This is a genomic window from Mesorhizobium sp. L103C119B0 (genome assembly GCF_000502235.1).
Classification (GTDB): Bacteria; Pseudomonadota; Alphaproteobacteria; order Rhizobiales; family Rhizobiaceae; genus Mesorhizobium.
The window spans coordinates 79011-102129 of the sequence record NZ_AYXE01000006.1 but is presented as its reverse complement, the minus strand read 5'-3'; the positions used below and the strand labels follow the sequence as shown (position 1 = coordinate 102129).

The following is a 23119-nucleotide window of genomic DNA, read 5'->3' as shown; positions in this document are numbered from 1 at the left end:
TCCCAGAAGACGGGTCAGACCGGCCGCACCAGAACGTGTTTTTTCTTGCCCACTGAAAGCTTTGCGACGTTTTCCGGACTCAAATCAAGAGGCGTCACCATCCGCCGGTCGTCCGCCACCGGCTGGTCGTTGAGGCGCACGGCGCCACCCTGTATGTGACGCCTTGCCTCGCCGTTTGACCCGGCAAGGCCCGCGCTGACCAGCAGCGACAGGATGCCGATGCCGGCTTCCAGCGCGGCGTCGTCCACTTCCACGGTCGGCAGCGTTTCGGCCGTCACGCCTTCCTCGAATGTCTTGCGCGCGGTTTCCTCGGCCGCGAGCGCCGCCTCGCGGCCGTGCACGATGGCCGTGGTTTCGGTGGCCAGCACCTTCTTGGCCTCGTTGATCTCCGAGCCGCCAAGGGCGGCCAGCCGCGCGATCTCCGACAGCGGCAGCCGGGTGAAGATCTTCAGGAAGCGCTCGACGTCGGCATCCTCGGTGTTTCGCCAGTACTGCCAGAAATCATAGGGCGAGAAGAGGTCGCCGTTCAGCCACACCGCGCCCTTGGCCGATTTGCCCATCTTGGCGCCCGACGATGTCGTCAGCAGCGGCGTGGTCAGCGCATAAAGCTGCGGCGTGCCCATGCGGTGGCCGAGATCGACGCCGTTGATGATGTTGCCCCACTGGTCCGAACCGCCCATCTGCAGCCGGCAGTCGTGGCGGCGGCTGAGCTCGACGAAATCATAGCCTTGCAGGATCATGTAGTTGAATTCGAGGAAGGACAGCGACTGTTCGCGCTCGAGCCGCAGCCTGACGCTGTCGAAGGTCAGCATCCGGTTGACCGAAAAGTGGCGGCCGACATCGCGCAGGAACTCGACATAGTTGAGCTTCATCAGCCAGTCGGCATTGTTGACCATGATGGCGTCATTGCCAGTGTCGCCGAAGCGCAGGATGCGGCCAAAAATTCGCTTGATGCCTTCGATGTTGGTGGCGATCGCCTCGGGCGTCAAAAGGCTGCGCTGGTCGTCGCGGAAGGACGGGTCGCCGATCATCGAGGTGCCGCCGCCCATCAGCGCGATCGGCCGGTGTCCGGTCTCCTGCATCCAGTAGAGCATGGTCGCCGATATCAGATTGCCGATGTGCAGGCTGGTCGCCGTGGCGTCGTAGCCGACATAGGCGGTCACGGTTTCCTTCGCGAAAAGTTGATCCAGCCCGGTCTCATCCGAAATCTGGTGGATGAAGCCGCGCTCGCTCATGACGCGCAGGAAATCGGACTTGAAGGCGGACATTGTTTCTTCCTGAAAGCGCCGGGTCCGAACGGCCCGGCATGGCCTGAACGCGGGCGTTTAGCATCCAAGCGCGTCAAGCAAAAGTGGTTTCCGATTTTGCGCCGGCATGGACAGCCTATTCTGCACTGCCGCGCATGCTTGCTTCATCCTGTCGGCTGGCGTAATGAGGCGCCGCGCCAACGGGTTCGATCCGCTGGAACGGCACCGCACGGCATCCACCGAATGCCATATCTTGTGACAGAGCCCGACGCGATATGCCGGACGCATTGATATCCATCGTCATTCCCTGCCGCAACGAGGCGGCGAACCTGCCGCTGCTGATCGACGAGATCGAGGCGGCGATGACCGGGCGCGATTTCGAAATCATCGTCGTCAATGACGGTTCGACTGACGACACCGCTTCGGTGCTTGCCGCTGAAGCCGCCAAACGTCCGTTTCCGCTTCGGCAGCTGCGGCACGAAAAATCCGCCGGCCAGTCGCTTTCGGTGCGCTCGGGCGCTTGGGCGGCGCGCGGCTCGATCGTCGCCACCATCGACGGCGACGGCCAGAACGACCCGCAATATATCCCCGTTCTGGTCGATGCGCTGCGTCGGGCAGGGCCCGATTTCGGCGCCGCGCAGGGGCAGCGATTGAAGCGCCGCGACAGCAAGATCAAGCAATTGGCATCGCGTTTCGCCAACTGGCTGCGCGGCGCGATCCTGCATGACGACACCCGCGACACTGGCTGCGGCCTGAAGGCGATCCACACCGATATCCTACGCAAACTGCCCTTCTTCGACGGCACGCATCGTTTCGTTCCGGCCCTGGTCATCCAGGAAGGCTACCGCGTCGTCCATTGCGACGTCGTCGACCGCTCGCGCCGCCACGGCAAGTCGAATTACGGCATCTTCGATCGCGGCCTGCAGGGCGCGCTCGATCTCGCCGGCGTCTGGTGGCTTCGGCGCCGGCGCCGCAGAATGCCAAAGGTAGAGGAAATCACGCATGGCTAACGTGTTTCAGGAATTGGCGACCTGGCTGCACCAGGTTTTCGTCAAGCAGTTCGACGCCTGGGTTCTGCTCGGCTTCGTTGCCCAGTTCTTCTTCACCATGCGCTTCCTGGTGCAGTGGATCGCTTCGGAAAAGGCCAAGCGCAGCGTCGTGCCGATCGCTTTCTGGTTCTTCTCGCTGTTCGGCGGCGGGCTGCTGCTCGTCTACGCCATCCAGCGTGAGGATCCGGTGTTCATCGCCGGCCAGGCCATGGGCATGGTGATCTATGTCAGAAATTTATGGCTCATCGCCAATGAGCGCAAGGCGGCGATGACCAAGGTCGACTGAGCCACCAGTCCCGCCAAATTCAGTCTGTCCGGTGTCGAAATGAGCAGGAACTACATCTTTCTCTTCCTGTTCAGCCTGATGATGACGGCGTCGGGACTGGCCTCTTTGCCGCCGCTCGACCGCGACGAGCCGCGCTTCGTCCAGGCGACCAAGCAGATGACGGAGACCGGCGACTATGTCGACATCCGCTTCCAGGACGCGTCGCGCTACCAAAAGCCGATCGGCATCTACTGGCTGCAATCGGCGGCGGTGACGCTGAGCGGCCAGGGGGCACAGGCGCCGATCTGGATTTACCGGCTGGTCTCGGCGCTGGGCATCGCCATCGCCGTCGTCGCAATCGCCTGGACCGGGGCCAATCTGTTCGGCGCCAATGCCGGTCTTGCCGCCGGCCTGGTCATGGCGGCGATTTTCGCCACCGCCTTCGAAGGCCGCGACGCCAAGACCGACGCGATGCTGCTTGCCTGCTGCGTTCTGGCGCAAGGCGCGCTGGCGCAGATTTATCTGGCATCGCGCCGCGACGAGCCGGTCGCCGGCCATCTGCCGTGGATTTTCTGGGCGGCGCAGGGGGCGGCGATCCTCATCAAGGGGCCGATTGCACCGCTGCTGTCGGCGCTGACGGTGCTCGCGCTGGTTGCCTTCGAGCGCGATTGGTGCTGGCTGGCAAAGCTGAAAGCGGCGCGAGGGCTGGCTCTGGTTCTGCTCATCGTGCTGCCCTGGCTCGCCCTTATCACCTGGAAGAGCAACGGCGCCTTCCTGCAGCAGGCCGTCGGCAAGGATATGCTCGGCAAGGTCGCGCAAGGCGAGGAGTCGCACGGCGTTCCGCCGGGCTTCTACGTGCTGACCTATTGCCTGTTCATGTGGCCGTTCGGCCTTGTGGCGCTCGGCGCCGGACTGCAGGCGCTCAACCGATTGCGCGACGATCCGCGCCTGCGTTTCTGCCTCGCCTGGTACATTCCGTTCTGGCTGGTCTTCGAATTGATCCCGACGAAACTGCCGCATTATGTGCTGCCGGCCTATCCCGGCATGGCCCTGCTCATCGGCTGGCTTGTGACGCTGACACCGCAAGAGGCAAATGCGCCGCTCAGGCGCTGGCAGACATGGCTGTGGTGGGCGACCGCATTCGGCACCGTCCTGGTGACAGTCGGTCTCGCCGTGCTTTGCGTCGGTGCGCCGATCTATCTCATGAAGACATTTTTATGGTGGAGCGTTCCGGCCGCCGCGGCAGCATTGGGCGCCGGCTACCTCGCTGTTTCGCGCCAGAAGCTGGTGCCGCTGGTCCGCATCGGCGGGGCTGCGGTTTGCGCCGGTATAACCTACGCCCTGCTGTTCGGTGTCATCGTGCCGTCACTGAAACCGATTTGGATGAGCCGGGAAATCGAGGCTGCGGTTCGCGCCGATCGTCCCTGTGAGATGAGCGTGCTCGCCTCCGCGCAATATCACGAACCGAGCCTGGTATTTCTGGTGGGCACAAAGACGGTACTGACCGATGTCGATGGGGTTGCGCAACATCTGCTTGGCGATCCGGCCTGCGCTTTGGGCCTGGCGCCGGTCGGCGATGAAAAACGGCTGGATGACCTGCTGGCAGGGCAAGGCAAGAAGGCCAGCCGCGTCGCTGAAATCGACGGCATCAACTATTCGTCAGGTGATAAATTGTCGCTCGGCCTGTACCGTGTGGCGAACTGATATCTCTTCGATGATCGCTTCGAGCTCCGCATGTTGACGAAGTCGCCATCACCGGCGCGTGCCGCTATGCCTGCCATGCTCCGGCAGTCTGTCGATAATTTCCGCGATACTTTCGGGATTGTACGGCATCGCCTGGCGACGCGCCCGGCGCGCTACCCGAAAATCCTGTGGTCGGTCTGGGTCGTGGCCTGGCTTTTGCTGACGATCGCGGTGTCGCTCCGGTTCGACCATCTTGCGGGCACCATGGCGAGGCAGTGGGCTTCAGGCTCGACCAATGTCTTCCGCATCGCCGAGTTTTTTACCTTCTTCGGCCTAGGCGGCTGGTATCTTGTCCCGTCGGTACTGGTGCTGATTGCTGCGAATCTGACGGATTGGCGCAGCCTTTCCCGGCGCGCGCGGATGACCTTCTACAACTGGACCTGCTTTGCTTTCATGGTGCTGGGTTCGATCGCACTCTCGGCCATGGTCGTCAACGTGCTGAAATATGGCGTGGGCAGAGCCAGGCCAATGAATTTCGACAAGCTCGGCGATCTGTCGCTGCATCCTTTTTCCATGGAGGCGCGCTTTGCCAGCTTCCCATCCGGCCATGCCACGACCATGGGTGTCATTTTCGGCATTGCGCTGCTGTTGTTGCCCCAGCGCAGATGGGTGCTGCTGGCTGCAACCTTGTCGGTCGCATCGACCCGAATCTTTATCGGCGCGCACTATCCGAGCGACACTGTCGCCGGATTCGGCCTTGGCTGTGCTGTTGCCATCGTCTGCGCGATGGTGCTTGGCCGGCTGGGATGTATCTTCCGCTACACGGCGTCGGGGTTGCCGGTGGCAAAAACTACGTTCCGCCTATTCCGTCGGGCTCGCAAACCAAACCAAAACGATGCGCCGAGACAGACGAATTTCCGCATTGGAGCAGCGCCGGCAGGCAACTGAATTGCTGACGCCTTTGGAACCATCTAAGACCACCCCAGCTAGCTGTCGATGCCACCCCAGCTCCGCACCAGCCGAGCCATGTCGGGCGCGCCGGCGGCGTCCTTCTCCAGCCCTTCGGCGACACCGACGCGGTCGGCGACAGGCCGGTTCTGGCTGACTTTCCACTTGCCGCTGATTTCGGCGATCTCGATCTCAAGCCCGACAATGCCCTTGATTTGCGACTGGATGAAGGTCGGCGGCGCATCGGTCACCGCCCAGGGTGCCTCGCGGGCGCCTTCCTGCGACAGCGTCAGCTCGGTGATCTGCTGTGCGATCCAGGCGGAATCCTCGATCACTCTGACGGTTCCTCGCACCTGGACAATGGCGTAGTTCCAGGTCGGCACGACCTTGCCGGTCTCGCGCTTGGTCTCGTACCAGGACGGCGTCACATAGGCGTCGGCGCCCTGGAAGACGACCAGCACCGGCGATGTCGGATTGTCGGCCAGCTGACGCCATTGCGGGTTGGCCCTGGCCAGATGGGCGCGCAGCCGGCCATTCGGCCCAACCTCTGCAGCAAGCAGGAAAGGAATGGCATTGGCGACCGGGCCATCGGTGCCGTTGGAGATCAGCAACCCCAGCGGATGCGTCCGGATCAGCCCGTGCAGGACGTCCGGCCGCGTTTCCTGGAAATGGGGAGGCTGGTACATGATCGNCATGATCGGTCATGCCTTCTTGCGCTGGCTGAACCGGCATTGTGCACCGTTCAGCCGAGCCGCGCCACATGTCAGGCTGGCTTCACCGTTTGGATCAGCCGAAATGGCATTGTCGCGCCCATGATGGCCACGACTGTGACGGCATCGGACCGGGAGTTTTTGTTTTGACGCAATTCCGGACGGAAAACCCGTTTACACTTTTCCTGGAATTGCTCTTAGCGCAGCCGCTTCGGCCGCGGATCGGACAATTCGCCGGCCAGCCGTCGGTCGAGATAGTCGGCGCATTCCTCGAGCAGCAGATCGGCGTCGTTGGCGAAGAAGTGGTTGGCGCCTGGCAAGGTCTTCTGCGTGATGGTGATGCCCTTTTGCGTGTGCAGCTTGTCGACCAGGCCCTGCACATCCTTGGGCGGCGCCACCTTGTCGGCATCGCCATGGATGATCAGACCCGATGACGGGCAGGGCGCCAGGAACGAGAAATCATAGGTGTTGGGCTGCGGCGCGATCGAGATGAAGCCCTCGATCTCGGGCCGGCGCATCAGAAGCTGCATGCCGATCCAGGAGCCGAAGGAATAACCGGCCACCCAGCAGCTCTTGGAATCCGGATGCAGCGACTGCACCCAGTCGAGCGCTGCGGCGGCATCCGACAATTCGCCGGTGCCGTGGTCGAATTCGCCCTGGCTGCGGCCGATGCCGCGGAAGTTGAAGCGAAGCGTGGTGAAATCGCGCTTCTGGAACATGTAGAAGAGGTCATAGACGATCTTGTTGTTCATCGTGCCGCCGAATTGCGGATGCGGATGCAACACGATGGCAATCGGCGCGCTCTTCTCCTTGGAAGGCTGGTAGCGGCCCTCCAGGCGGCCGGCCGGACCGGTGAAAATGACCTCAGGCATGAACTACTCCAAATGGCATACGAATGCGCGGCGCCCGGAACAACTCTTTACTCTAGCCCCAGCCCTTCCGGGCCTTGACGCAGGGCAAGCGTCTTCTTAGAAGCTAGTTTAGAATTGTTCAAAACTGGATAGCCAGCCGTGACGGCCCGGCCATCCTCGCCGCAAGCCGCGTAAATAGGACGTCTTGCCTTGCAATTTCAAGGAAATAACGCGCTATCCTTGCGGAAAGGGTCTTGACGGGATCGATTGGGTGAAAATGGCCGCAGCACGCGCCTATCTCGACTACAATGCCAGCGCGCCGCTCATTGCCGAGGCGCGCGAGGCGATGATTGCCGCGCTCGATCTCGTCGCCAATCCGTCGTCGGTGCATGCCGAGGGGCGCGCGGCGCGGCGCCTGATCGACACTGCCCGGCGCGATGTGGCGGCACTTGTCGGCGCCAAGGCCGAGCATGTCGTCTTCACCTCCGGCGCGACGGAAGCCGCATCGACGCTGCTGACACCGGATTGGCGGATGGGCCGTGGCACGGTGCGCATGAGCCGGCTCTATGTCTGCGAGGCCGACCACCCTTGCCTGTTGAACGGCGGCCGCTTCCCGGCAACACAGGTTTCGCGGATCGGCGCCGACGCCGATGGCATCGCTGACCTCGCTCAGCTGACAGCCGCTCTGGCCGCGCATGACAAGGCCGAAGGCCTGCCGTTGGTCGCGATCCATGCGGCCAACAACGAGACCGGCGTCATCCAGCCGATTGATCGCATCGCCGCGATCGTCAAGGCGGCGGGCGGCATTCTGGTGGTCGACGCGGTGCAGGCTGCGGGCCGTGTTCCCATCGATATGTCAGCGGCTTACGCCGACTATTTGATTCTGTCTTCGCACAAGATCGGCGGCCCCAAGGGTGTCGGCGCCGTCGTTGCGGCAGCCGATCTGATGATGCCGAAGCCGCTGATCAATGGCGGCGGCCAGGAAAAGGGCCATCGCGGCGGCACCGAAAACCTGGCGGCCATCGCCGGCTTTGGCGCCGCGGCGCGGCAGGCTTTGGCTGGACTGAAAGACGTCGAAGCGATCGCGCAACGCCGCGGCGAGGTCGAGAAAACACTCAAAACACTGGTGCCGGACGCAGAAATCTTCGGAACCGGCGCGCCAAGGCTTGCCAATACGACATTCTTCGCTATTCCCGGCATCAAGGCCGAGACGGCGCAGATCGCTTTCGATTTGGCTGGCGTTGCGCTGTCGGCGGGATCGGCCTGTTCGTCGGGCAAGGTCGGGCCGAGCCATGTGCTGAAAGCCATGGGTCATGGCGACAGCCTGGGCGCTTTGCGCGTGTCCATCGGCCACGCAACGAGTGCCGGGGATATCGAACTGTTCCGTGCTGCGCTGGCCGGTATTGCCCAGCGCCGGGCGGGCAGGGAACAAGCCGCCTGAGGCGGCGACAAAGAATTCAGGCCTCGCGGCCTGGTAGAGCCGTGCGTTTGCAAGTGGCCGGGTGAATTCCCGGCCGAGACGCACTATATGAAACTTACGCCGCCTTCGGCGCCTCATGGGCAGCCCTCGGCGATGCCATAGTTTGAAAACTGTCGGGCCTTGACCCCGGCGTGGATGGAGAACGCTTATGCCTGCTGTGCAGGACACGATCGATCGGGTCCGAAAGATCGACGTCGACCAGTACAAATACGGATTCCAGACAGAGATCGCGATGGACAAGGCCCCCAAGGGCCTGAGCGAAGACATTATTCGCTTCATCTCGGCCAAGAAGGATGAACCGTCTTGGATGCTGGAATGGCGTCTGGAAGCCTATCGGCGCTGGCTGACGCTGGAAGAGCCGACCTGGGCGCGCGTCCATTATCCGAAGATCGATTTTCAGGACCTCTATTACTACGCGGCGCCCAAGAGCACGCCCGGCCCGACCTCGCTGAGCGACGTCGATCCCGAGCTGTTGAAGGTCTACGAGAAGCTCGGCATTCCGCTGCGGGAACAAGAAATCCTCGCCGGCGTGCAGAAGACCGACGTCTCCGATCTCGAGGAGCCCAGCGACAACGTCTACAAATCGGGCCGTGTCGCGGTCGACGCGGTGTTCGATTCCGTTTCCGTCGTCACCACGTTCAAGAAGGAGCTGGCGCAGGCCGGCGTCATCTTCTGCTCGATCTCGGAAGCCATCCGCGAGCATCCGGAGCTGGTGCAGAAATATCTCGGCTCGGTCGTGCCGACATCCGACAATTTCTACGCCACGCTGAATTCGGCTGTCTTCACCGACGGCTCGTTCGTCTTCGTGCCCAAGGGCGTGCGCTGCCCGATGGAGCTGTCGACCTATTTCCGCATGAACGAGAAGAACACCGGCCAGTTCGAGCGCACGCTGATCATCGCCGAGGAGGGGGCTTACGTCTCCTATCTCGAAGGCTGCACGGCGCCGCAGCGCGACGAGAACCAGCTGCATGCCGCCGTCGTCGAACTGGTGGCGCTCGACGATGCCGAGATCAAATATTCGACGGTGCAGAACTGGTACCCCGGCGATGCCGAGGGCAAGGGCGGCATCTACAATTTCGTCACCAAGCGCGGCGACTGCCGCGGCCACCGTTCGAAGATCTCGTGGACGCAGGTCGAGACCGGTTCGGCGATCACCTGGAAATATCCCAGCTGCATCCTGCGCGGCGACGATTCCTCCGGCGAGTTCTATTCGATCGCTGTGTCGAACGGCTACCAGCAGGTCGATAGCGGCACCAAGATGATCCATCTCGGCAAGAACACGTCGAGCCGCATCATCTCCAAGGGCATTGCCGCCGGCTTCTCGCAGAACACCTATCGCGGCCAGGTCTCGGCGCACCGCAAGGCGACCAACGCCCGCAACTTCACCAATTGCGATAGTCTCCTGATCGGCGACCAGTGCGGCGCGCACACCGTGCCCTACATGGAAGCCAAGAACTCGACGGCGCAGTTCGAGCATGAGGCGACGACGTCAAAGATTTCCGAGGACCAGAAGTTCTACGTCATGCAGCGCGGCATCCCGGAAGAGGAGGCGATCGCGCTGATCGTCAACGGCTTCGTCAAGGATGTCATCCAGCAGCTGCCGATGGAGTTCGCGGTCGAAGCGCAGAAGCTTATCGGCATCAGCCTCGAGGGCTCGGTCGGCTGACCGGACAATATATCCAGGAAAGAAAAAATGCTTGAGATCAAGAACCTGCATGCCCGCATCGTCGATGACGGCACCGAGATCATCCGCGGCCTGAACCTGACGGTGAAAAACGGCGAGGTCGCTGCCATCATGGGTCCGAACGGCTCGGGCAAATCGACGCTGTCCTACATCCTCGCCGGCCGTGAGGACTATGAGGTCACCGAAGGCGACATCCTCTATAACGGCCAGTCGATCCTCGAAATGGATCCGGCCGAGCGCGCCACCGCGGGCATCTTCCTCGCCTTCCAGTATCCGATGGAGATACCTGGCGTCGCGACCATGGAATTCCTGAAAGTGGCGATGAACGAGCAGCGCAAGGCGCGCGGCGAGGAGCCGCTGAAGATCCCGGAATTTTTGAAGCGGGTGAAAGAGGCGGCAGCCTCGCTCTCGATGGAGATGGCGATGCTCAAGCGGCCGCTCAATGTCGGCTTTTCCGGCGGCGAGAAGAAGCGGGCCGAGATCCTGCAGATGAAGCTGCTGGAGCCAAAGCTCTGCGTGCTCGACGAGACCGATTCCGGCCTCGACATCGATGCGCTGAAGATCGTCTCGGACGGCGTCAACGCGCTGCGTTCGGCCGACCGTGCCATCATCGTCATCACCCACTACCAGCGCCTGCTCGAGCACATCGTGCCCGATAGCGTGCACGTCCTATACAAGGGCCAGGTGATCAAGTCCGGCGACAAGTCGCTGGCGCTCGATCTCGAAGCCAATGGCTATGCCGGCGTGATCGGCGAAGCCGCGTGAGACGCCAGAAGGCCATTTTATGCTGAAAGGCGGGGCAAAACTGATGAATATGCATACACAACCCCAGCGCACGCAGGCCGAAACGGCGCTGATCGACGCCTTTGGCGAGCGTCTGTCGTTGCTGCCGGGTGACGGCGCGGTGATGCTGAAGCGCGACGACGCCATTGAGGCAATCAAGCACGGGCTGCCGACGCGGCGCATCGAATCCTGGCATTACACTGACCTGCGCCGGCTGTTGACTGCGGTGCCGGCGTTCGATCCGACGGCCGCCGCCAAGGGGCTGGCGCCCATCGTCGAAGGCTCCGCCGTGCTGGCGGTTCTGAACGGCGTCTCCGGCGCGAAATTCCCCGCGATCGAAGGCGTGACCATCCAGCGCCTGTCGGAAAAGCTGACTGACGGCTCGATCGCACCGGGCCTCGATCCCTATGGCAGCGATGACGCCATCGGTGCGCTGAACACCGCCTTTGTCGCTGACGGCTATTTCGTCGACATTGCGGATGGCACAGCACTGGAAAAGCCGATCGAATTGCAGAATTTGCAGGCCGGTGGCCAGGTGCATGTGCGCTTTCCCGTGCGTGTCGGCGCCGGCGCCAAAGCTGCTCTCGTCGAGCGTCAGGCCGGCGAGGGCGCGGCACTGGGCAGCTCGGTCAGCCAGCTCGTTCTGGGCGAGGGTGCGGACGTTACCTGGCTGATCGTGCAGGAGCAGCCGGAAACGGCCACGCATCTTGCCCAGTTCAAGGCGCATCTCGGCAAGAATTCGAAGCTGACGCTGTTTTTCATGAATGCCGGCGGCAAGCTTGTGCGCCAGGAGATCGTGGTGAAGACCACGGGCGAAGGCTCCGACTTCAAACTGCGCGGCATCAACCTGCTCGCCGGCGACACCCACACCGACGTGACCATGGTGCTCGACCATGCCGTGCCGCATACGACGTCGACGGAAGTGATCCGCAATGTCGTGACCGGCAAGGCGCGCGGCGTCTTCCAGGGCCGCATCAACGTCCACCAATACGCGCAAAAAACCAACGCCAAGATGGCCTGCAACACGCTGCTTTTGTCGGACGATGGCGAGTTCTCGACCAAGCCTGAGCTGGAGATCTTCGCCGACGACGTCATCTGCGGCCATGGCGCGACCGTTACCGAGATCGACCACAACCATCTGTTCTACCTGATGGCGCGCGGCATCGACGNATCGACGAGAAGAGCGCCCGCGGCTTGCTGGTGAAGGCGTTCGTGGCCGAAGTGATCGAGGAACTGGACGACGAAACCATCGTCGAGGCCCTGGAAACAAGGCTGGACGACTGGTTCGTGGCGCACGGGTAAGCGCCTCTTTCCCTTCTCCCCTTGTGGGGTCCGAAGGACGGGCGAGGCAAGTGACTCGCCCCGGGCGGTGGCCGAGCGAAGCTCGGTCGGATGAGGGGTGCGTGACGAAGTGAGGCGGTGCCTCAAGAGAGCTTGTAATGGACCAGAAGATCGAAACAACCCCATACGACGTCGAGGCGATCCGCCGCGACTTCCCGATCCTGTCGCGCGAAGTCTACGGCAAACCGCTGGTCTATCTCGACAATGGCGCCTCGGCGCAGAAGCCGCAGGTGGTGCTGGATACGATCCAGCACGCCTATTCCCAGGAATACGCCAACGTCCATCGCGGCCTGCATTTCCTGTCCAATGCCGCAACCGACGCCTATGAGAAGGCGCGCGAGACGGTGCGCCGTTTCCTCAATGCGCCAAGCACCGACAACATCGTCTTCACCTCCAACACGACAGCCGCCATCAACACCGTGGCTTACGGCTATGGCATGCCCAATATCGGCGCGGGCGACGAGATCGTGCTGTCGATCATGGAGCACCACTCCAACATCGTGCCGTGGCATTTCATCCGGGAACGGCAGGGCGCCAAGCTGGTCTGGGTGCCGGTCGACGATCTCGGCATCTTCCACATCGAGGAATTCGAAAAGCGCCTGACCGACAAGACCAGGCTCGTCGCCATCACGCATATGTCGAACGCGCTGGGCACGGTGACGCCGATCAAGGAAATCGTGCGCATCGCGCATTCGCGTGGCATTCCCGTACTTGTCGATGGCAGCCAGAGCGCCGTGCACATGCCGATCGACGTCCAGGACCTCGACTGCGATTTCTTCGTCTTCACCGGTCACAAGGTTTACGGGCCGTCCGGCATCGGCGTGCTTTACGGCAAGAAGGATATTCTCTCGGCCATGCGCCCTTTCATGGGCGGCGGCGAGATGATCGAGGAAGTGACGGAAGACGTCGTCACCTACAACGAGCCGCCGCACCGCTTCGAGGCCGGCACGCCGCCGATCGTCCAGGCGATCGGGCTGGGTACAGCATTGGAATACATGGAAAAGATCGGCCGCGAGCGCATCGCCGCGCACGAGGCCGACCTCAAGACCTACGCGCACGAGCGGCTGCGCGCCATCAACTCGCTGCGCATCTTCGGCGACGCGCCGGACAAGGGCGCCATCATTTCCTTCGAATTGCAGGGCATTCATGCCCATGACGTGTCGATGGTGATAGACAGGCAAGGTGTTGCCGTCCGCGCGGGCACCCATTGCGCCCAGCCGCTGTTGAAACGCTTTGGCGTAACCTCCACATGCAGGGCATCGTTCGGCATGTATAATACCAGGGCCGAAGTCGACGCTTTGGCCGATGCGCTGGAAAAAGCGCGCAAGTTCTTCGGGTGACAGGTTCTTTGGATGACGACCATGGATGATGCGAGCCACACCACCGCGCCGGAAGCGGCCGTCAATCCGGTGGTTTCCGCCTCGGCAATTCCCGCCGACGAGCTGGCGCGGCTGACCGACGACATCGTCTCGGCGCTGAAGACGGTCTATGACCCGGAAATACCGGCCGACATCTATGAGCTCGGCCTCATCTACAAGATCGACATCGAGGACAACCGCGCGGTCAAGATCGACATGACGCTGACCGCGCCCGGCTGTCCGGTGGCCGGCGAAATGCCCGGCTGGGTGGAAAACGCCGTCGGCGCCGTCGAAGGCGTCTCCGGCGTCGAGGTCAACATGACCTTCGACCCGCCCTGGTCGCCCGACCGCATGTCGGAAGAGGCGCAGGTGGCGGTGGGCTGGTACTAGGTTGACTGAGGTTGGTGCACTTGCACCAGTGGTAAAACTTCACCATTTTAGGTGAGGAATCATTCGGCAGGCCTTGAACCTGCATGGAATGGAAGAGGAAAAAGAATGGGACGCTTCGCCGTCATCACGATGACCGAAAAGGCCGCCGACCGGGTGCGCGAGATCGTCGCCACGCGCGACAATGCGCATGGCATTCGCCTCGGCATCAAGAAGGGCGGCTGCGCCGGCATGGAATACACGGTCGACCTGGTGACCGAGCCCAATACCAAGGACGACCATATCGAACGCGACGGCGCGCATGTCTATGTCGCGCCCGAGGCTGCCCTTTTCCTGTTCGGCACCGAGATGGATTTCGAGCAGACGACGCTGCGCACCGGCTTCACCTTCCACAACCCGAACCAGAGTTCGGCCTGCGGCTGCGGCGAATCCGTCGAACTGAAGCCCGCCGACCTGAAGGCGCTGGCTGAGGCGCGCGCTTCGGCCTGATCTTCCTTCTCCCCGTTCACGGGGAGGTGAGGAATGGTCCACGCAGCGGGCGAAAAGCCAATTGCTTGGCTTTTCGAATGACGAACGGCCCGAAGGGCCGGATGAGGGGCAGCGCTGACCATCGGAAGTCGCGCTCCGCGCCTCCCTGCTTACTTCACCCACATCTTCGTCCGCTTGTGCCAGTCGGCGATCGATTCCTCGGGATAGACGTCGAAGACCTTGTCCTTCTTGCCGATCACCGGCTCGACCCAACTCGCCTTGTATTTCAACATCAGATGCACCTTCTCCGGCGGCTTCGGCAACTCGCTGTCGATTGCCGAGGCGAAGGGGTGGACCAGGTCCGGCCATGTCGGATCGTAGAGCCAGAGCGCCGAACCGCACTTCTTGCAGAAATTGCGCTCGCCCGTCGAAATCTCACACTTTGGATGCTCGTCGTCCGCGATCTCGGCCTGGTAGACGCCGAGATTGCGCTTGCCCTTGATTTTCAGCGTCTTGTAATCGGCGCCGAGATTGATGGCGAAGCCGCCGCCGCCCTGCTGCTTGCGGCAGATCGAGCAGTAGCACAGCATGAACGGCACCGGCGTGTTGCTCTCCACCTCGAAATGGACGGCATCGCAGCGGCAGGATCCCTTGAGCAGCAGCGGCATGACAGAACTCCGACGGATGGCTCTCAACTTGCCAGCATGGTTTTTGGTTGCAGCCATGGCAAGCCCGGTGACATGATTGCGGCATGGACAATGAACGCATCGAAGAGCTGTTCGAAGGCCTCGGCCCGGTCAGTATCCGAAAACTGTTCGGCGGCAAGGGTATCTATTTCGACGGCGTCATCGTCGCTATCGTGCTGCGCGGCGAATTGCTGCTCAAGGCTGACGAGCAAAGCGCGCCCGACTTCGAAGCCGCCGGCTGCAAGCAATGGACCTATACCGGCACCCGCCACGGCAAGCTGGTCGCGATGCCGTACTGGAGCATTCCCGACGACGCGTTTGATGATCCTGACGAGATGAGGGTGTGGGCGCGCCGGGCGTATGAGGCGGGACGAAGGGCGGGGAAGTGAACCGGGACCGCCGCGTTTCTTCCCACCCCCCTCTGTCCTGCCGGACATCTCCCCCGCAAGGGGGGAGATCAGTTGTCACATTGGCCTTCGCCAATCACCAACGTTGAAAATGGGAGCCTGCGGCTAAGCTGTTAATCTCCCTCCTTGCGGGGGAGATGGCCGGCAGGCCAGAGGGGGTGCTGTCCCGCCGACGTAGGCGATCCTACAGCGCCGTCGCAATCCTCGCCGCCAACCGCGCATTGTTCTCGACCAGCGCGATGTTGGTCTTCAAGCTCCGGCCGCCGGTCAGTTCGAGGATTTTGCCCAACAGGAACGGCGTCACCGCCTTTCCGGTCACATTCTGCACTTCCGCCGCCTTCTGCGCGGCCTCGATATAGCCGGCCATCTCGTCGGCCGGAATTTCATCGTCCTGCGGCACCGGGTTGGCGATCAGCATGCCGCCGACCAGGCCAAGTGCCGCCCTGGTCTTGTAGAAATGCGCGATCTCTTCCGGTCTGTGCAGGGTCAGCGGCGCGCGGAACGGCGAATGCCGCGACCAGAAGGCCGGCATCGTCTCGCAGCCATGGCCAATCACCGGCACGCCGCGCGTCTCCAGCACTTCAAGCGTCTTTTCGATGTCGAGGATCGCCTTGGCGCCGGCCGAGACGACGATGACCGGCGTGCGCGCCAACTCGTCGAGATCGGCCGAGATGTCGAAGCTCTTTTCCGCGCCCTTGTGGACGCCGCCAATGCCGCCGGTGGCGAACACCTTTATCCCGACCATGTCAGCGGCGATCATGGTGGCGGCGACCGTGGTGCCGCCGGTGCGGCCTTGCGAGACCGCAAAGCCGAGGTCGGCGCGCGACAGCTTCATGGCATCGCCGGTCATGGCCAGCGACTCGCGCTCGCCGTCGGACAGTCCGATCTTGATGCGGCCGGCGACCACGGCGATCGTCGCCGGCACCGCGCCATTGTCCAGGATGATCTTTTCGACATTGGCGGCCATGGCGCCATTGTCGGGGTAAGGCATGCCATGGGTGATGATGGTGCTTTCCAGCGCCACGACCGGGCGGCCAGCGGCGAGCGCCTCGGCCACGGGCGCGTGGATGTCGATGAAGGGGCGGGCGCTTTGCGGTGTCATGATGGTCTCCGATCCGGAGATCCGCGCGTCCGCTTGGACGTCGCGCTCCGGCAATGGCAATTGGCCGCCCTCATGCCATTTCCTGCGCGTCGGGCACAAGAGCCAGTGCCTCGGTGAAGATCGCGGCGGTGAAGGCCGGCACGGCATCCGAACTTTCGATGGCGAGCGTCGCCGCGGCAACGCCTTCGCGGAGGGCTTGGCGCAATGCCAGGCCGCGCAGCAGGGCAGCGATGGTGGCGCCGGCCAGCGCGTCGCCGGCGCCGGTGACGTCGGCGACTTTTCTCGGCGCCGGCGGCAGGATAGAGAAGGCGCCGGCTTCGTCGAATCCCAGCACCGGGCCGTCGCCCGCCGTCACCACGCCACTGGTGAGGCCGCTGCAGCGCAGTCCGTCGACGGTCTCGCGCTCGGTGGCATTGGCATCGACGCCGGCCAGCACCATGGCCTCGCGCCGGTTCATGAAGACCTGCGCGAGTTCCTTCAGCACCGGTATCAGCCGCACCACCTTGGCCGGCGAAATGGCGATGGCGAACACCGGCTTGCCGGCGGCGAGCCCCACCAGCCGCTCCAGCGCCGTTGATGGCAGATTGGCGTCGCAGAGCACCGCATCGGCCTCGGCGACCACCTCGCGCACCTTGGAGCGGCGGATCTGCTTGGGGAACGCCAAATCGTAGAGCGCCATATCGGCAAAGCCGGTGATCAGCTCGCCGTCGCGATCGATCAGCGCCGTGTAGCTCGGCGTCGTGCGGTCGAGGAAAACCGCCGACAGGTCGGCAATGCCGGAGTCGGCGATGGCGCGCGCAACCGTCTCGGCCGAGGCATCGCCGCCGCGCACCGACAAAAGCGAGGCCGAGACGCCGCGCCGCACCAGGCTGCGCAGCGCGTTGAATACGCCGCCGCCGACATCCTCGCGCATCGTGCCGGGGTTGGACGCCGCGGGCACGTACGTGCCCGACACCTGGCCGCGGCGATCGATATGGGCGCCGCCCACCGCCAGTATCTTTGCTGATTTCACCATGCCGGCGATATGACCTTTGTTATTCGAACCAGACAAGCGCTAGGCTGTGCGGCGGAGCTTCGCAGGCAAGCCGGCGATTCGGCCGATCGAAACAGCCGGCGCGTCTGGCCCAATGGTGGATACATCCGGAAACGAAACCATGAGACAAAAAAAGAACAAATCCGGATAAAATTTGACCCCTCTTGCCAAACGAGAACAAAAGTAGTACAAAATGGGCAGGGATTACGGATTGTCCGGCCTTCATTGACGACCAAGGGGTGATGTATCATGGCTCAGAATTCTTTGCGGCTTGTAGAGGACAAAGCGGTGGACAAATCAAAGGCTCTGGACGCGGCGCTGTCGCAAATCGAGCGCGCCTTCGGCAAGGGCTCGATCATGCGGCTTGGCGCCAATGAGCAGGTCGTCGAGATCGAAACCGTGCCGACCGGATCGCTGGGCCTCGACATCGCGCTTGGCGTCGGCGGCCTGCCGCGCGGCCGCATTGTCGAGATCTACGGGCCGGAAAGCTCGGGCAAGACGACACTGGCGCTGCACACAGTTGCCGAAGCCCAGAAGAAAGGCGGTATCTGCGCCTTCGTCGATGCCGAGCACGCACTCGATCCGGTCTATGCCCGCAAGCTCGGCGTCGATCTGGAAAACCTCTTGATCTCGCAGCCGGACACCGGCGAGCAGGCACTGGAAATCTGCGACACGCTGGTGCGTTCAGGCGCCATCGACGTGCTGGTCGTCGATTCGGTGGCGGCGCTGACGCCGCGCGCCGAAATCGAAGGCGAGATGGGCGATTCTCTGCCCGGTCTCCAGGCGCGTCTGATGAGCCAGGCGCTGCGCAAGCTGACCGCCTCGATCTCGCGCTCCAACACCATGGTCATCTTCATCAACCAGATCCGCATGAAGATCGGCGTCATGTTCGGTTCGCCCGAAACCACGACCGGCGGCAACGCGCTGAAATTCTACGCTTCGGTGCGCCTCGACATCCGCCGCATCGGCTCGGTCAAGGACCGCGACGAGGTCGTCGGCAACCAGACCCGGGTCAAGGTGGTCAAGAACAAGCTGGCGCCGCCCTTCAAGGTGGTCGAGTTCGACATCATGTATGGCGAGGGCGTCTCCAAGACCGGCGAACTGGTCGACCTCGGCGTCAAGGCCGGCGTGGTCGAGAAGTCGGGCGCCTGGTTCTCCTACAATTCGCAGCGTCTCGGCCAAGGTCGCGAAAACGCCAAACTGTTCCTGCGCGACAATCCCGACACGGCGCGTGAGATCGAACTGGCACTCAGGCAGAATGCCGGGCTGATCGCCGAGAAGTTTCTCGAAAATGGCGGCCCCGAGCGCGGTGAAAGCGACGACGGCTTCGAGGAAGAATCCGGCGCCATGTAGGGTACGGCCAGAGTTCGGCCATAAATCCGGTCTATTATCCGATGCTTAAGTAACCGAGTTCTTTAGTATTGCGTTTCAAACCGCCGGCCTTCGCGCCGGCGGTTTTCGTTTTTGGGCAGCGTGAAGCCGGCTTGGCAGTTGCCGGATTGGCCCAATTCCGTGTTTCTGGACAGGGTGGGGCGTGCCCGCTAAAAGGCCAAGTCGATTTTCTAAAAAGCAGAGACCAGTGTCCGCCGGCCGTGCCGGCGGTTTTCGCGAAAAGGCAGCAGTCATGAGTGGCGTGAACGAGATCCGGTCGACATTCCTCGACTATTTCCGCAAGGAGGGCCACGAGGTCGTGGCCTCGAGCCCGCTGGTGCCGCGCAACGACCCGACGCTGATGTTCACCAATGCCGGCATGGTGCAGTTCAAGAACGTCTTCACCGGCCTGGAGAAGCGGTCCTATTCGCGCGCCACCACTGCGCAGAAAAGCGTGCGCGCCGGCGGCAAGCACAACGACCTCGACAATGTCGGCTACACCGCGCGCCATCTGACCTTCTTCGAAATGCTCGGCAATTTCTCCTTCGGCGACTATTTCAAGGAGCGCGCCATCGAACTGGCCTGGAACCTGATCACCAAGGAGTTCGGGCTGAACAAGGACAAGCTGCTGGTCACCGTCTATCACACCGATGACGAGGCGGCCGGCTTCTGGAAGAAGATCGCCGGTTTCTCCGATGACCGCATCATCCGCATCCCGACCTCCGACAATTTCTGGGCTATGGGCGACACCGGACCGTGCGGGCCGTGCTCAGAAATCTTCATCGACCGTGGCGAGCACATCTGGGGCGGCCCTCCCGGCAGCCCGGAGGAGGACGGCGACCGCTTCCTTGAATTCTGGAACCTGGTGTTCATGCAATATGAGCAGGTCACCAAGGATGAGCGCATCGACCTGCCGCGGCCGTCGATCGACACCGGCATGGGCCTGGAGCGCATGGCCTCCATCCTGCAAGGGGTGGAGAGCGTCTTCGAGACCGACCTGTTCCGTCATCTGATCGATGCGGCCTCGTCAGCGCTCGGGCAGGGCCCGGACAAGGAGACGGTCGCCTCCTTCCGCGTCATTGCCGACCATCTGCGCTCGTCCTCCTTCCTGGTTGCCGACGGCGTGCTGCCGTCGAACGAAGGCCGCGGCTATGTGCTGCGCCGCATCATGCGCCGCGCCATGCGCCATGCGCAGTTGCTCGGCGCCAAGGAGCCGTTGATGTGGAAGCTGGTGCCGGCGCTAGTGCGTGAGATGGGCCAGGCCTATCCCGAACTGCTGCGCGGCGAACAGCTGATTACCGAGACGCTGAAGCTCGAGGAGACCAGGTTCCGCAAGACGCTGGTGCGCGGCCTCGGCCTGCTCTCGGAGGCGACGGATACGCTGCACGCCGGCGATATGCTGGATGGCGAGACGGCGTTCAAGCTCTATGACACGTACGGCTTCCCGCTCGATCTGACGCAGGACGCACTGCGCCAGCGCAACATCTCGGTCGACCTTGCCGGCTTCACCCATGCGATGGAGCAGCAGAAGGCCGAAGCGCGCAAGCATTGGGCTGGCTCCGGCGACGCGGCCACCGAGACCATCTGGTTTTCTGTACGCGAGAAGGCCGGCGCCACCNCGCCACCGAATTCCTCGGCTACGAGACCGAACAGGCGGAAGGCCTCATCCAGGCCCTGGTCAAGGACGGCAAGACAGTCGATAGCGCCGGCAAGGGCGACGCGGTGGCGGTGGTCGTCAACCAGACGCCGTTCTATGGCGAGTCGGGCGGCCAGATGGGCGACACCGGCATCATCTCCGGCGAAGGTTTCTCGATCGAGGTTTCCGACACGCAGAAAAAGGCCGACGGCCTGTTCGTGCATCTGGGCAAGGTGACGAACGGCACGGTCAAGCCAGGTGCAGCCGTCGAGCTGAAAGTTGACCATGCGCGCCGCACCCGGCTGCGTGCCAACCATTCGGCAACGCATCTGATCCATGAGGCGCTGCGCGAGGTGCTGGGCACCCATGTCGCGCAGAAAGGTTCGCTGGTCGCGCCCGAGCGCCTGCGCTTCGACATCTCGCACAACAAGCCGATCTCGGCCGAAGATCTCGAAGAGGTCGAGCGCATGGCCAACGAAATCGTCGTCCAGAACAGCCCGGTGACGACGCGCCTGATGTCGGTCGATGACGCCATTGCCGAGGGCGCCATGGCGCTGTTCGGCGAGAAATATGGTGACGAGGTGCGTGTCGTCTCGATGGGCACCGGCGTGCATGGCGCCAAGGCCAATAGACCCTATTCCGTCGAACTTTGTGGCGGCACCCATGTCCGGGCGACCGGCGATATCGGCCTGGTCCGTGTCGTCTCCGACAGCGCGGTCGCCGCCGGCGTGCGCCGCATCGAGGCGCTGACCGGCGAAGCCGCGCGCAAACATCTCGATGAGCAGGACAGGCGCCTGAAGGCAACTGCGGCCGTGCTGAAGATCTCGCCGGCCGACGTGCCGGCGCGTGTCGAGACGCTGCTCGAGGAGCGCAAGAAGCTCGAGAAGGAGCTGAGCGAAGCGCGCAAGAAACTCGCGCTGGGCGGTGGTGCCGCGGCCGATGCTCCGGCCACCACCGAAACCGTCGCCGGTANCGGTATCGGCTTCCTCGGCAAAGCGGTTTCCGGCGTGTCGCCGAAGGATTTGAAGCCGCTGGCCGATGCCGGCAAGACTTCGCTCGGCTCAGGCGTCGTCGTCTTCGTCGGTGCGGGCGAAGACAACAAGGCAAGTGTCGTGGTCGCAGTGACGGACGATCTCGTCGGCCGCTTCAGCGCTGTCGATCTTGTGCGCGTTGCCTCGGCCGCATTGGGCGGGCAGGGCGGTGGCGGACGGCCCGACATGGCGCAAGCCGGCGGCCCGGACGCCTCGAAGGCCAATGATGCGATCGCCGCGGTGAGGGCGGCGCTGGAGGCAGCCTGAAAGCCACCCTATGCCTTATCTGGTTTTGTGTGCGGCTTTCAGGCCTTCGCCGCCGTGCTTGCCATTCTGTGGCTGATAGTGGCAAGCCGGCAATCAGCTCTTAGACGGTCCGTCTAGCTAGTTCTTTTCGCCGCCTTCAGGGCGCGCGTCATTCTGCTGGAATCGCCCCAGGTGGACAGCCAGATCAGCACGTCCGTGGCGATCGAAATCAGCGACCGTAAAAAGTTCAGCGCCGGGCCGGGCGATTTCAGCTGCTCTTCGGCGTGATGGAGATGGGCGAGCTCTTCCTCGCGGATCGCCAGGATGATGCCGTGCAAGTCGTGGTCGCGATTGGCGAGGAAAAACAGCTGATCGTCCAGATGGCGATGCACCGCCGCTTCAACCGCCGCCGTGCAGGCCCAGATGCCTTGCGGACCGAGCAGGGCGGTGACAAAACCCAGCACCCAGCCACCCCAGCTCCAGAACTGCATTACCCGGCACGGTCGCGACCGCCGCGCCGGCATGGCGGCGCGGAACGCAGCGCAATGCGTGCGCTCGTGCCCAAGCATCTCCGACAAGGATGGCACGCAATCCGGCCATAAGCGCCTGGCGACAAGAATCTGCGCCGAATAGATCCTGATCGCACCGAACTCACCGGCGTGGTTGACCCTGACAATTCTGGCGACGGTGAGCGCGTCCTGGCGAGATGGGTCAGCCATGGCCCGAACCCATATCAGCCCGCCGCCAGGCTCGGACGTTTTGCGATGCCCTCCCACCAGGCCTGGATGTCGGCGAACGCCGCAAGCAGCTTTTGCCCGTCGGCGACCTTGACGAAATAGGCGATGATGGATGCCGCATGCAGGTCGGCCAGCGTCAGCTGGTCCCCGAGCAGCCACGGCCCGGGAGGCTTGAGTGCGGTGAGCACCCGCAGCACCGTTTCCGCCTGGCGCAGCCCGTTGGCGACCAGTGCCTCGTCTGGCGCTTCCTTCTCAAGCCGCTCGACGGCGACGTCCCAGACCATCGATCTGTAGGCATAGGCGTCGAGCATGCCGATGATCTGGTTCATCGTTGCGCGGGTGCGGGCGTCTTTTGGCTGCAGTGCCGGGCCGTCGAACGCCTCGTCGACATAGCGGGCGATTGCGCTGGTTTCGAACAGGCGAAACCCGCCGTGCTCGAAGGCCGGAATGCGGCCGAAAGGGTGATGCTCGAAGTACCAGGCGGGAGTGCCCTCGGCGGCAAAGACATCGATCGGCACAAGGTCGTAGTCGATGCCTTTTTCCGCCAGCACGAGGCGGACGACGCGCACATAGACGCTGTAGTCCGCCCCGTAGACGACCGGCTTGGCCATGGCTG

General features: G+C 63.0%; 20 protein-coding genes and 2 pseudogenes. 14 read left to right on the top strand and 8 right to left on the bottom strand.

Annotated features, from left to right (window positions below):
• Positions 1 to 14: 14 nt before the first annotated feature.
• Positions 15 to 1268, bottom strand: coding sequence for a tyrosine--tRNA ligase (tyrS, locus tag X728_RS155375; protein ID WP_023819422.1), 1254 nt, complete (start codon positions 1266 to 1268; stop codon positions 15 to 17).
• Between the two features lie 254 nt (positions 1269 to 1522).
• Here tyrS and X728_RS155380 point away from each other — a divergent pair, with 254 nt between their 5' ends.
• Genes X728_RS155380 through X728_RS155395 form a run of 4 tightly spaced genes read left to right on the top strand, consistent with a single transcriptional unit; the run spans position 1523 to position 5192 of the window.
• Positions 1523 to 2257, top strand: a complete 735-nt coding sequence (locus tag X728_RS155380) for a glycosyltransferase family 2 protein (protein WP_023739402.1) — start codon at positions 1523 to 1525, stop codon at positions 2255 to 2257.
• The gene (locus X728_RS155385; protein WP_023669132.1) at positions 2250 to 2582 is read left to right on the top strand and encodes a lipid-A-disaccharide synthase N-terminal domain-containing protein; all 333 of its coding nucleotides are present in this window, start codon (positions 2250 to 2252) and stop codon (positions 2580 to 2582) included. Before X728_RS155380 ends, X728_RS155385 begins: the two co-directional genes overlap by 8 nt.
• Before the next feature lie 39 nt (positions 2583 to 2621).
• The gene (locus X728_RS155390) at positions 2622 to 4265 is read left to right on the top strand and encodes a glycosyltransferase family 39 protein (RefSeq protein WP_023831314.1); all 1644 of its coding nucleotides are present in this window, start codon (positions 2622 to 2624) and stop codon (positions 4263 to 4265) included.
• A 30-nt stretch (positions 4266 to 4295) separates the two neighbouring features.
• Entirely contained in the window at positions 4296 to 5192 is an 897-nt protein-coding gene (locus X728_RS155395) for a phosphatase PAP2 family protein (RefSeq protein ID WP_023700866.1), read from the top strand.
• Positions 5193 to 5230: 38 nt separating this feature from the next.
• Here X728_RS155395 and X728_RS155400 read toward each other — a convergent pair whose 3' ends face one another.
• Together X728_RS155400 and X728_RS155405 are read right to left on the bottom strand one after the other, a co-directional pair.
• A complete protein-coding gene (locus X728_RS155400) occupies positions 5231 to 5878 on the bottom strand; it encodes an FMN-binding negative transcriptional regulator (protein ID WP_023831313.1) in 648 nt (215 codons plus the stop codon).
• Positions 5879 to 6099: 221 nt separating this feature from the next.
• On the bottom strand, positions 6100 to 6774 hold the full coding sequence (locus tag X728_RS155405; protein ID WP_023669128.1) for an alpha/beta hydrolase: 675 nt from the start codon (positions 6772 to 6774) through the stop codon (positions 6100 to 6102).
• A gap of 256 nt (positions 6775 to 7030) precedes the next feature.
• Between X728_RS155405 and X728_RS155410 the strand changes: the two genes are divergently transcribed.
• The 7 genes and pseudogenes from X728_RS155410 (at position 7031) to sufA (ending at position 14275) form a co-directional block, all read left to right on the top strand.
• Positions 7031 to 8194 carry a cysteine desulfurase family protein gene (locus X728_RS155410; protein ID WP_023831312.1) on the top strand — a complete coding sequence of 388 codons (1164 nt, stop codon included), beginning with the start codon at positions 7031 to 7033 and terminating at the stop codon, positions 8192 to 8194.
• 187 nt (positions 8195 to 8381) lie between these two features.
• A complete protein-coding gene (gene sufB, locus X728_RS155415) occupies positions 8382 to 9899 on the top strand; it encodes a Fe-S cluster assembly protein SufB (RefSeq protein WP_023706434.1) in 1518 nt (505 codons plus the stop codon).
• A gap of 27 nt (positions 9900 to 9926) precedes the next feature.
• Positions 9927 to 10682 carry a Fe-S cluster assembly ATPase SufC gene (sufC, locus tag X728_RS155420; protein WP_023711504.1) on the top strand — a complete coding sequence of 252 codons (756 nt, stop codon included), beginning with the start codon at positions 9927 to 9929 and terminating at the stop codon, positions 10680 to 10682.
• Between the two features lie 43 nt (positions 10683 to 10725).
• A pseudogene (gene sufD / locus X728_RS01000000166600) lies at positions 10726 to 12002 on the top strand (Fe-S cluster assembly protein SufD).
• 137 nt (positions 12003 to 12139) lie between these two features.
• Complete coding sequence (locus tag X728_RS155425; RefSeq protein WP_023697558.1) at positions 12140 to 13381, top strand: cysteine desulfurase; 1242 nt, start codon at positions 12140 to 12142, stop codon at positions 13379 to 13381.
• Between the two features lie 21 nt (positions 13382 to 13402).
• A complete protein-coding gene (locus tag X728_RS155430) occupies positions 13403 to 13789 on the top strand; it encodes an SUF system Fe-S cluster assembly protein (protein WP_023684865.1) in 387 nt (128 codons plus the stop codon).
• 105 nt (positions 13790 to 13894) lie between these two features.
• Positions 13895 to 14275 (top strand): Fe-S cluster assembly scaffold SufA, encoded by a 381-nt coding sequence (gene sufA / locus X728_RS155435; protein WP_013532156.1) that lies wholly within the window; start codon positions 13895 to 13897, stop codon positions 14273 to 14275.
• A gap of 149 nt (positions 14276 to 14424) precedes the next feature.
• Here sufA and X728_RS155440 read toward each other — a convergent pair whose 3' ends face one another.
• Positions 14425 to 14922, bottom strand: coding sequence for a GFA family protein (locus X728_RS155440; RefSeq protein ID WP_023697559.1), 498 nt, complete (start codon positions 14920 to 14922; stop codon positions 14425 to 14427).
• Positions 14923 to 15005: 83 nt separating this feature from the next.
• Here X728_RS155440 and X728_RS155445 point away from each other — a divergent pair, with 83 nt between their 5' ends.
• Positions 15006 to 15329, top strand: a complete 324-nt coding sequence (locus tag X728_RS155445; protein ID WP_023669120.1) for a TfoX/Sxy family protein — start codon at positions 15006 to 15008, stop codon at positions 15327 to 15329.
• A gap of 202 nt (positions 15330 to 15531) precedes the next feature.
• On the opposite strand, the gene X728_RS155450 is transcribed toward X728_RS155445, so the two are convergent.
• Entirely contained in the window at positions 15532 to 16449 is a 918-nt protein-coding gene (locus X728_RS155450) for a pseudouridine-5'-phosphate glycosidase (protein ID WP_023831311.1), read from the bottom strand.
• A 70-nt stretch (positions 16450 to 16519) separates the two neighbouring features.
• Entirely contained in the window at positions 16520 to 17464 is a 945-nt protein-coding gene (locus X728_RS155455) for a carbohydrate kinase family protein (protein ID WP_023669118.1), read from the bottom strand.
• 267 nt (positions 17465 to 17731) lie between these two features.
• Between X728_RS155455 and recA the strand changes: the two genes are divergently transcribed.
• Positions 17732 to 18835 (top strand): recombinase RecA, encoded by a 1104-nt coding sequence (gene recA, locus X728_RS155460; protein ID WP_023669117.1) that lies wholly within the window; start codon positions 17732 to 17734, stop codon positions 18833 to 18835.
• 271 nt (positions 18836 to 19106) lie between these two features.
• Positions 19107 to 21787: pseudogene (alaS, locus tag X728_RS01000000166595) on the top strand (alanine--tRNA ligase).
• Between the two features lie 113 nt (positions 21788 to 21900).
• On the opposite strand, the gene X728_RS155465 reads toward alaS, so the two are convergent.
• Together X728_RS155465 and X728_RS155470 are read right to left on the bottom strand one after the other, a co-directional pair.
• Positions 21901 to 22485 (bottom strand): demethoxyubiquinone hydroxylase family protein, encoded by a 585-nt coding sequence (locus X728_RS155465; protein WP_023743145.1) that lies wholly within the window; start codon positions 22483 to 22485, stop codon positions 21901 to 21903.
• A 14-nt stretch (positions 22486 to 22499) separates the two neighbouring features.
• Positions 22500 to 23114, bottom strand: a complete 615-nt coding sequence (locus X728_RS155470) for a glutathione S-transferase family protein (protein WP_023831310.1) — start codon at positions 23112 to 23114, stop codon at positions 22500 to 22502.
• Positions 23115 to 23119 lie beyond the last annotated feature (5 nt).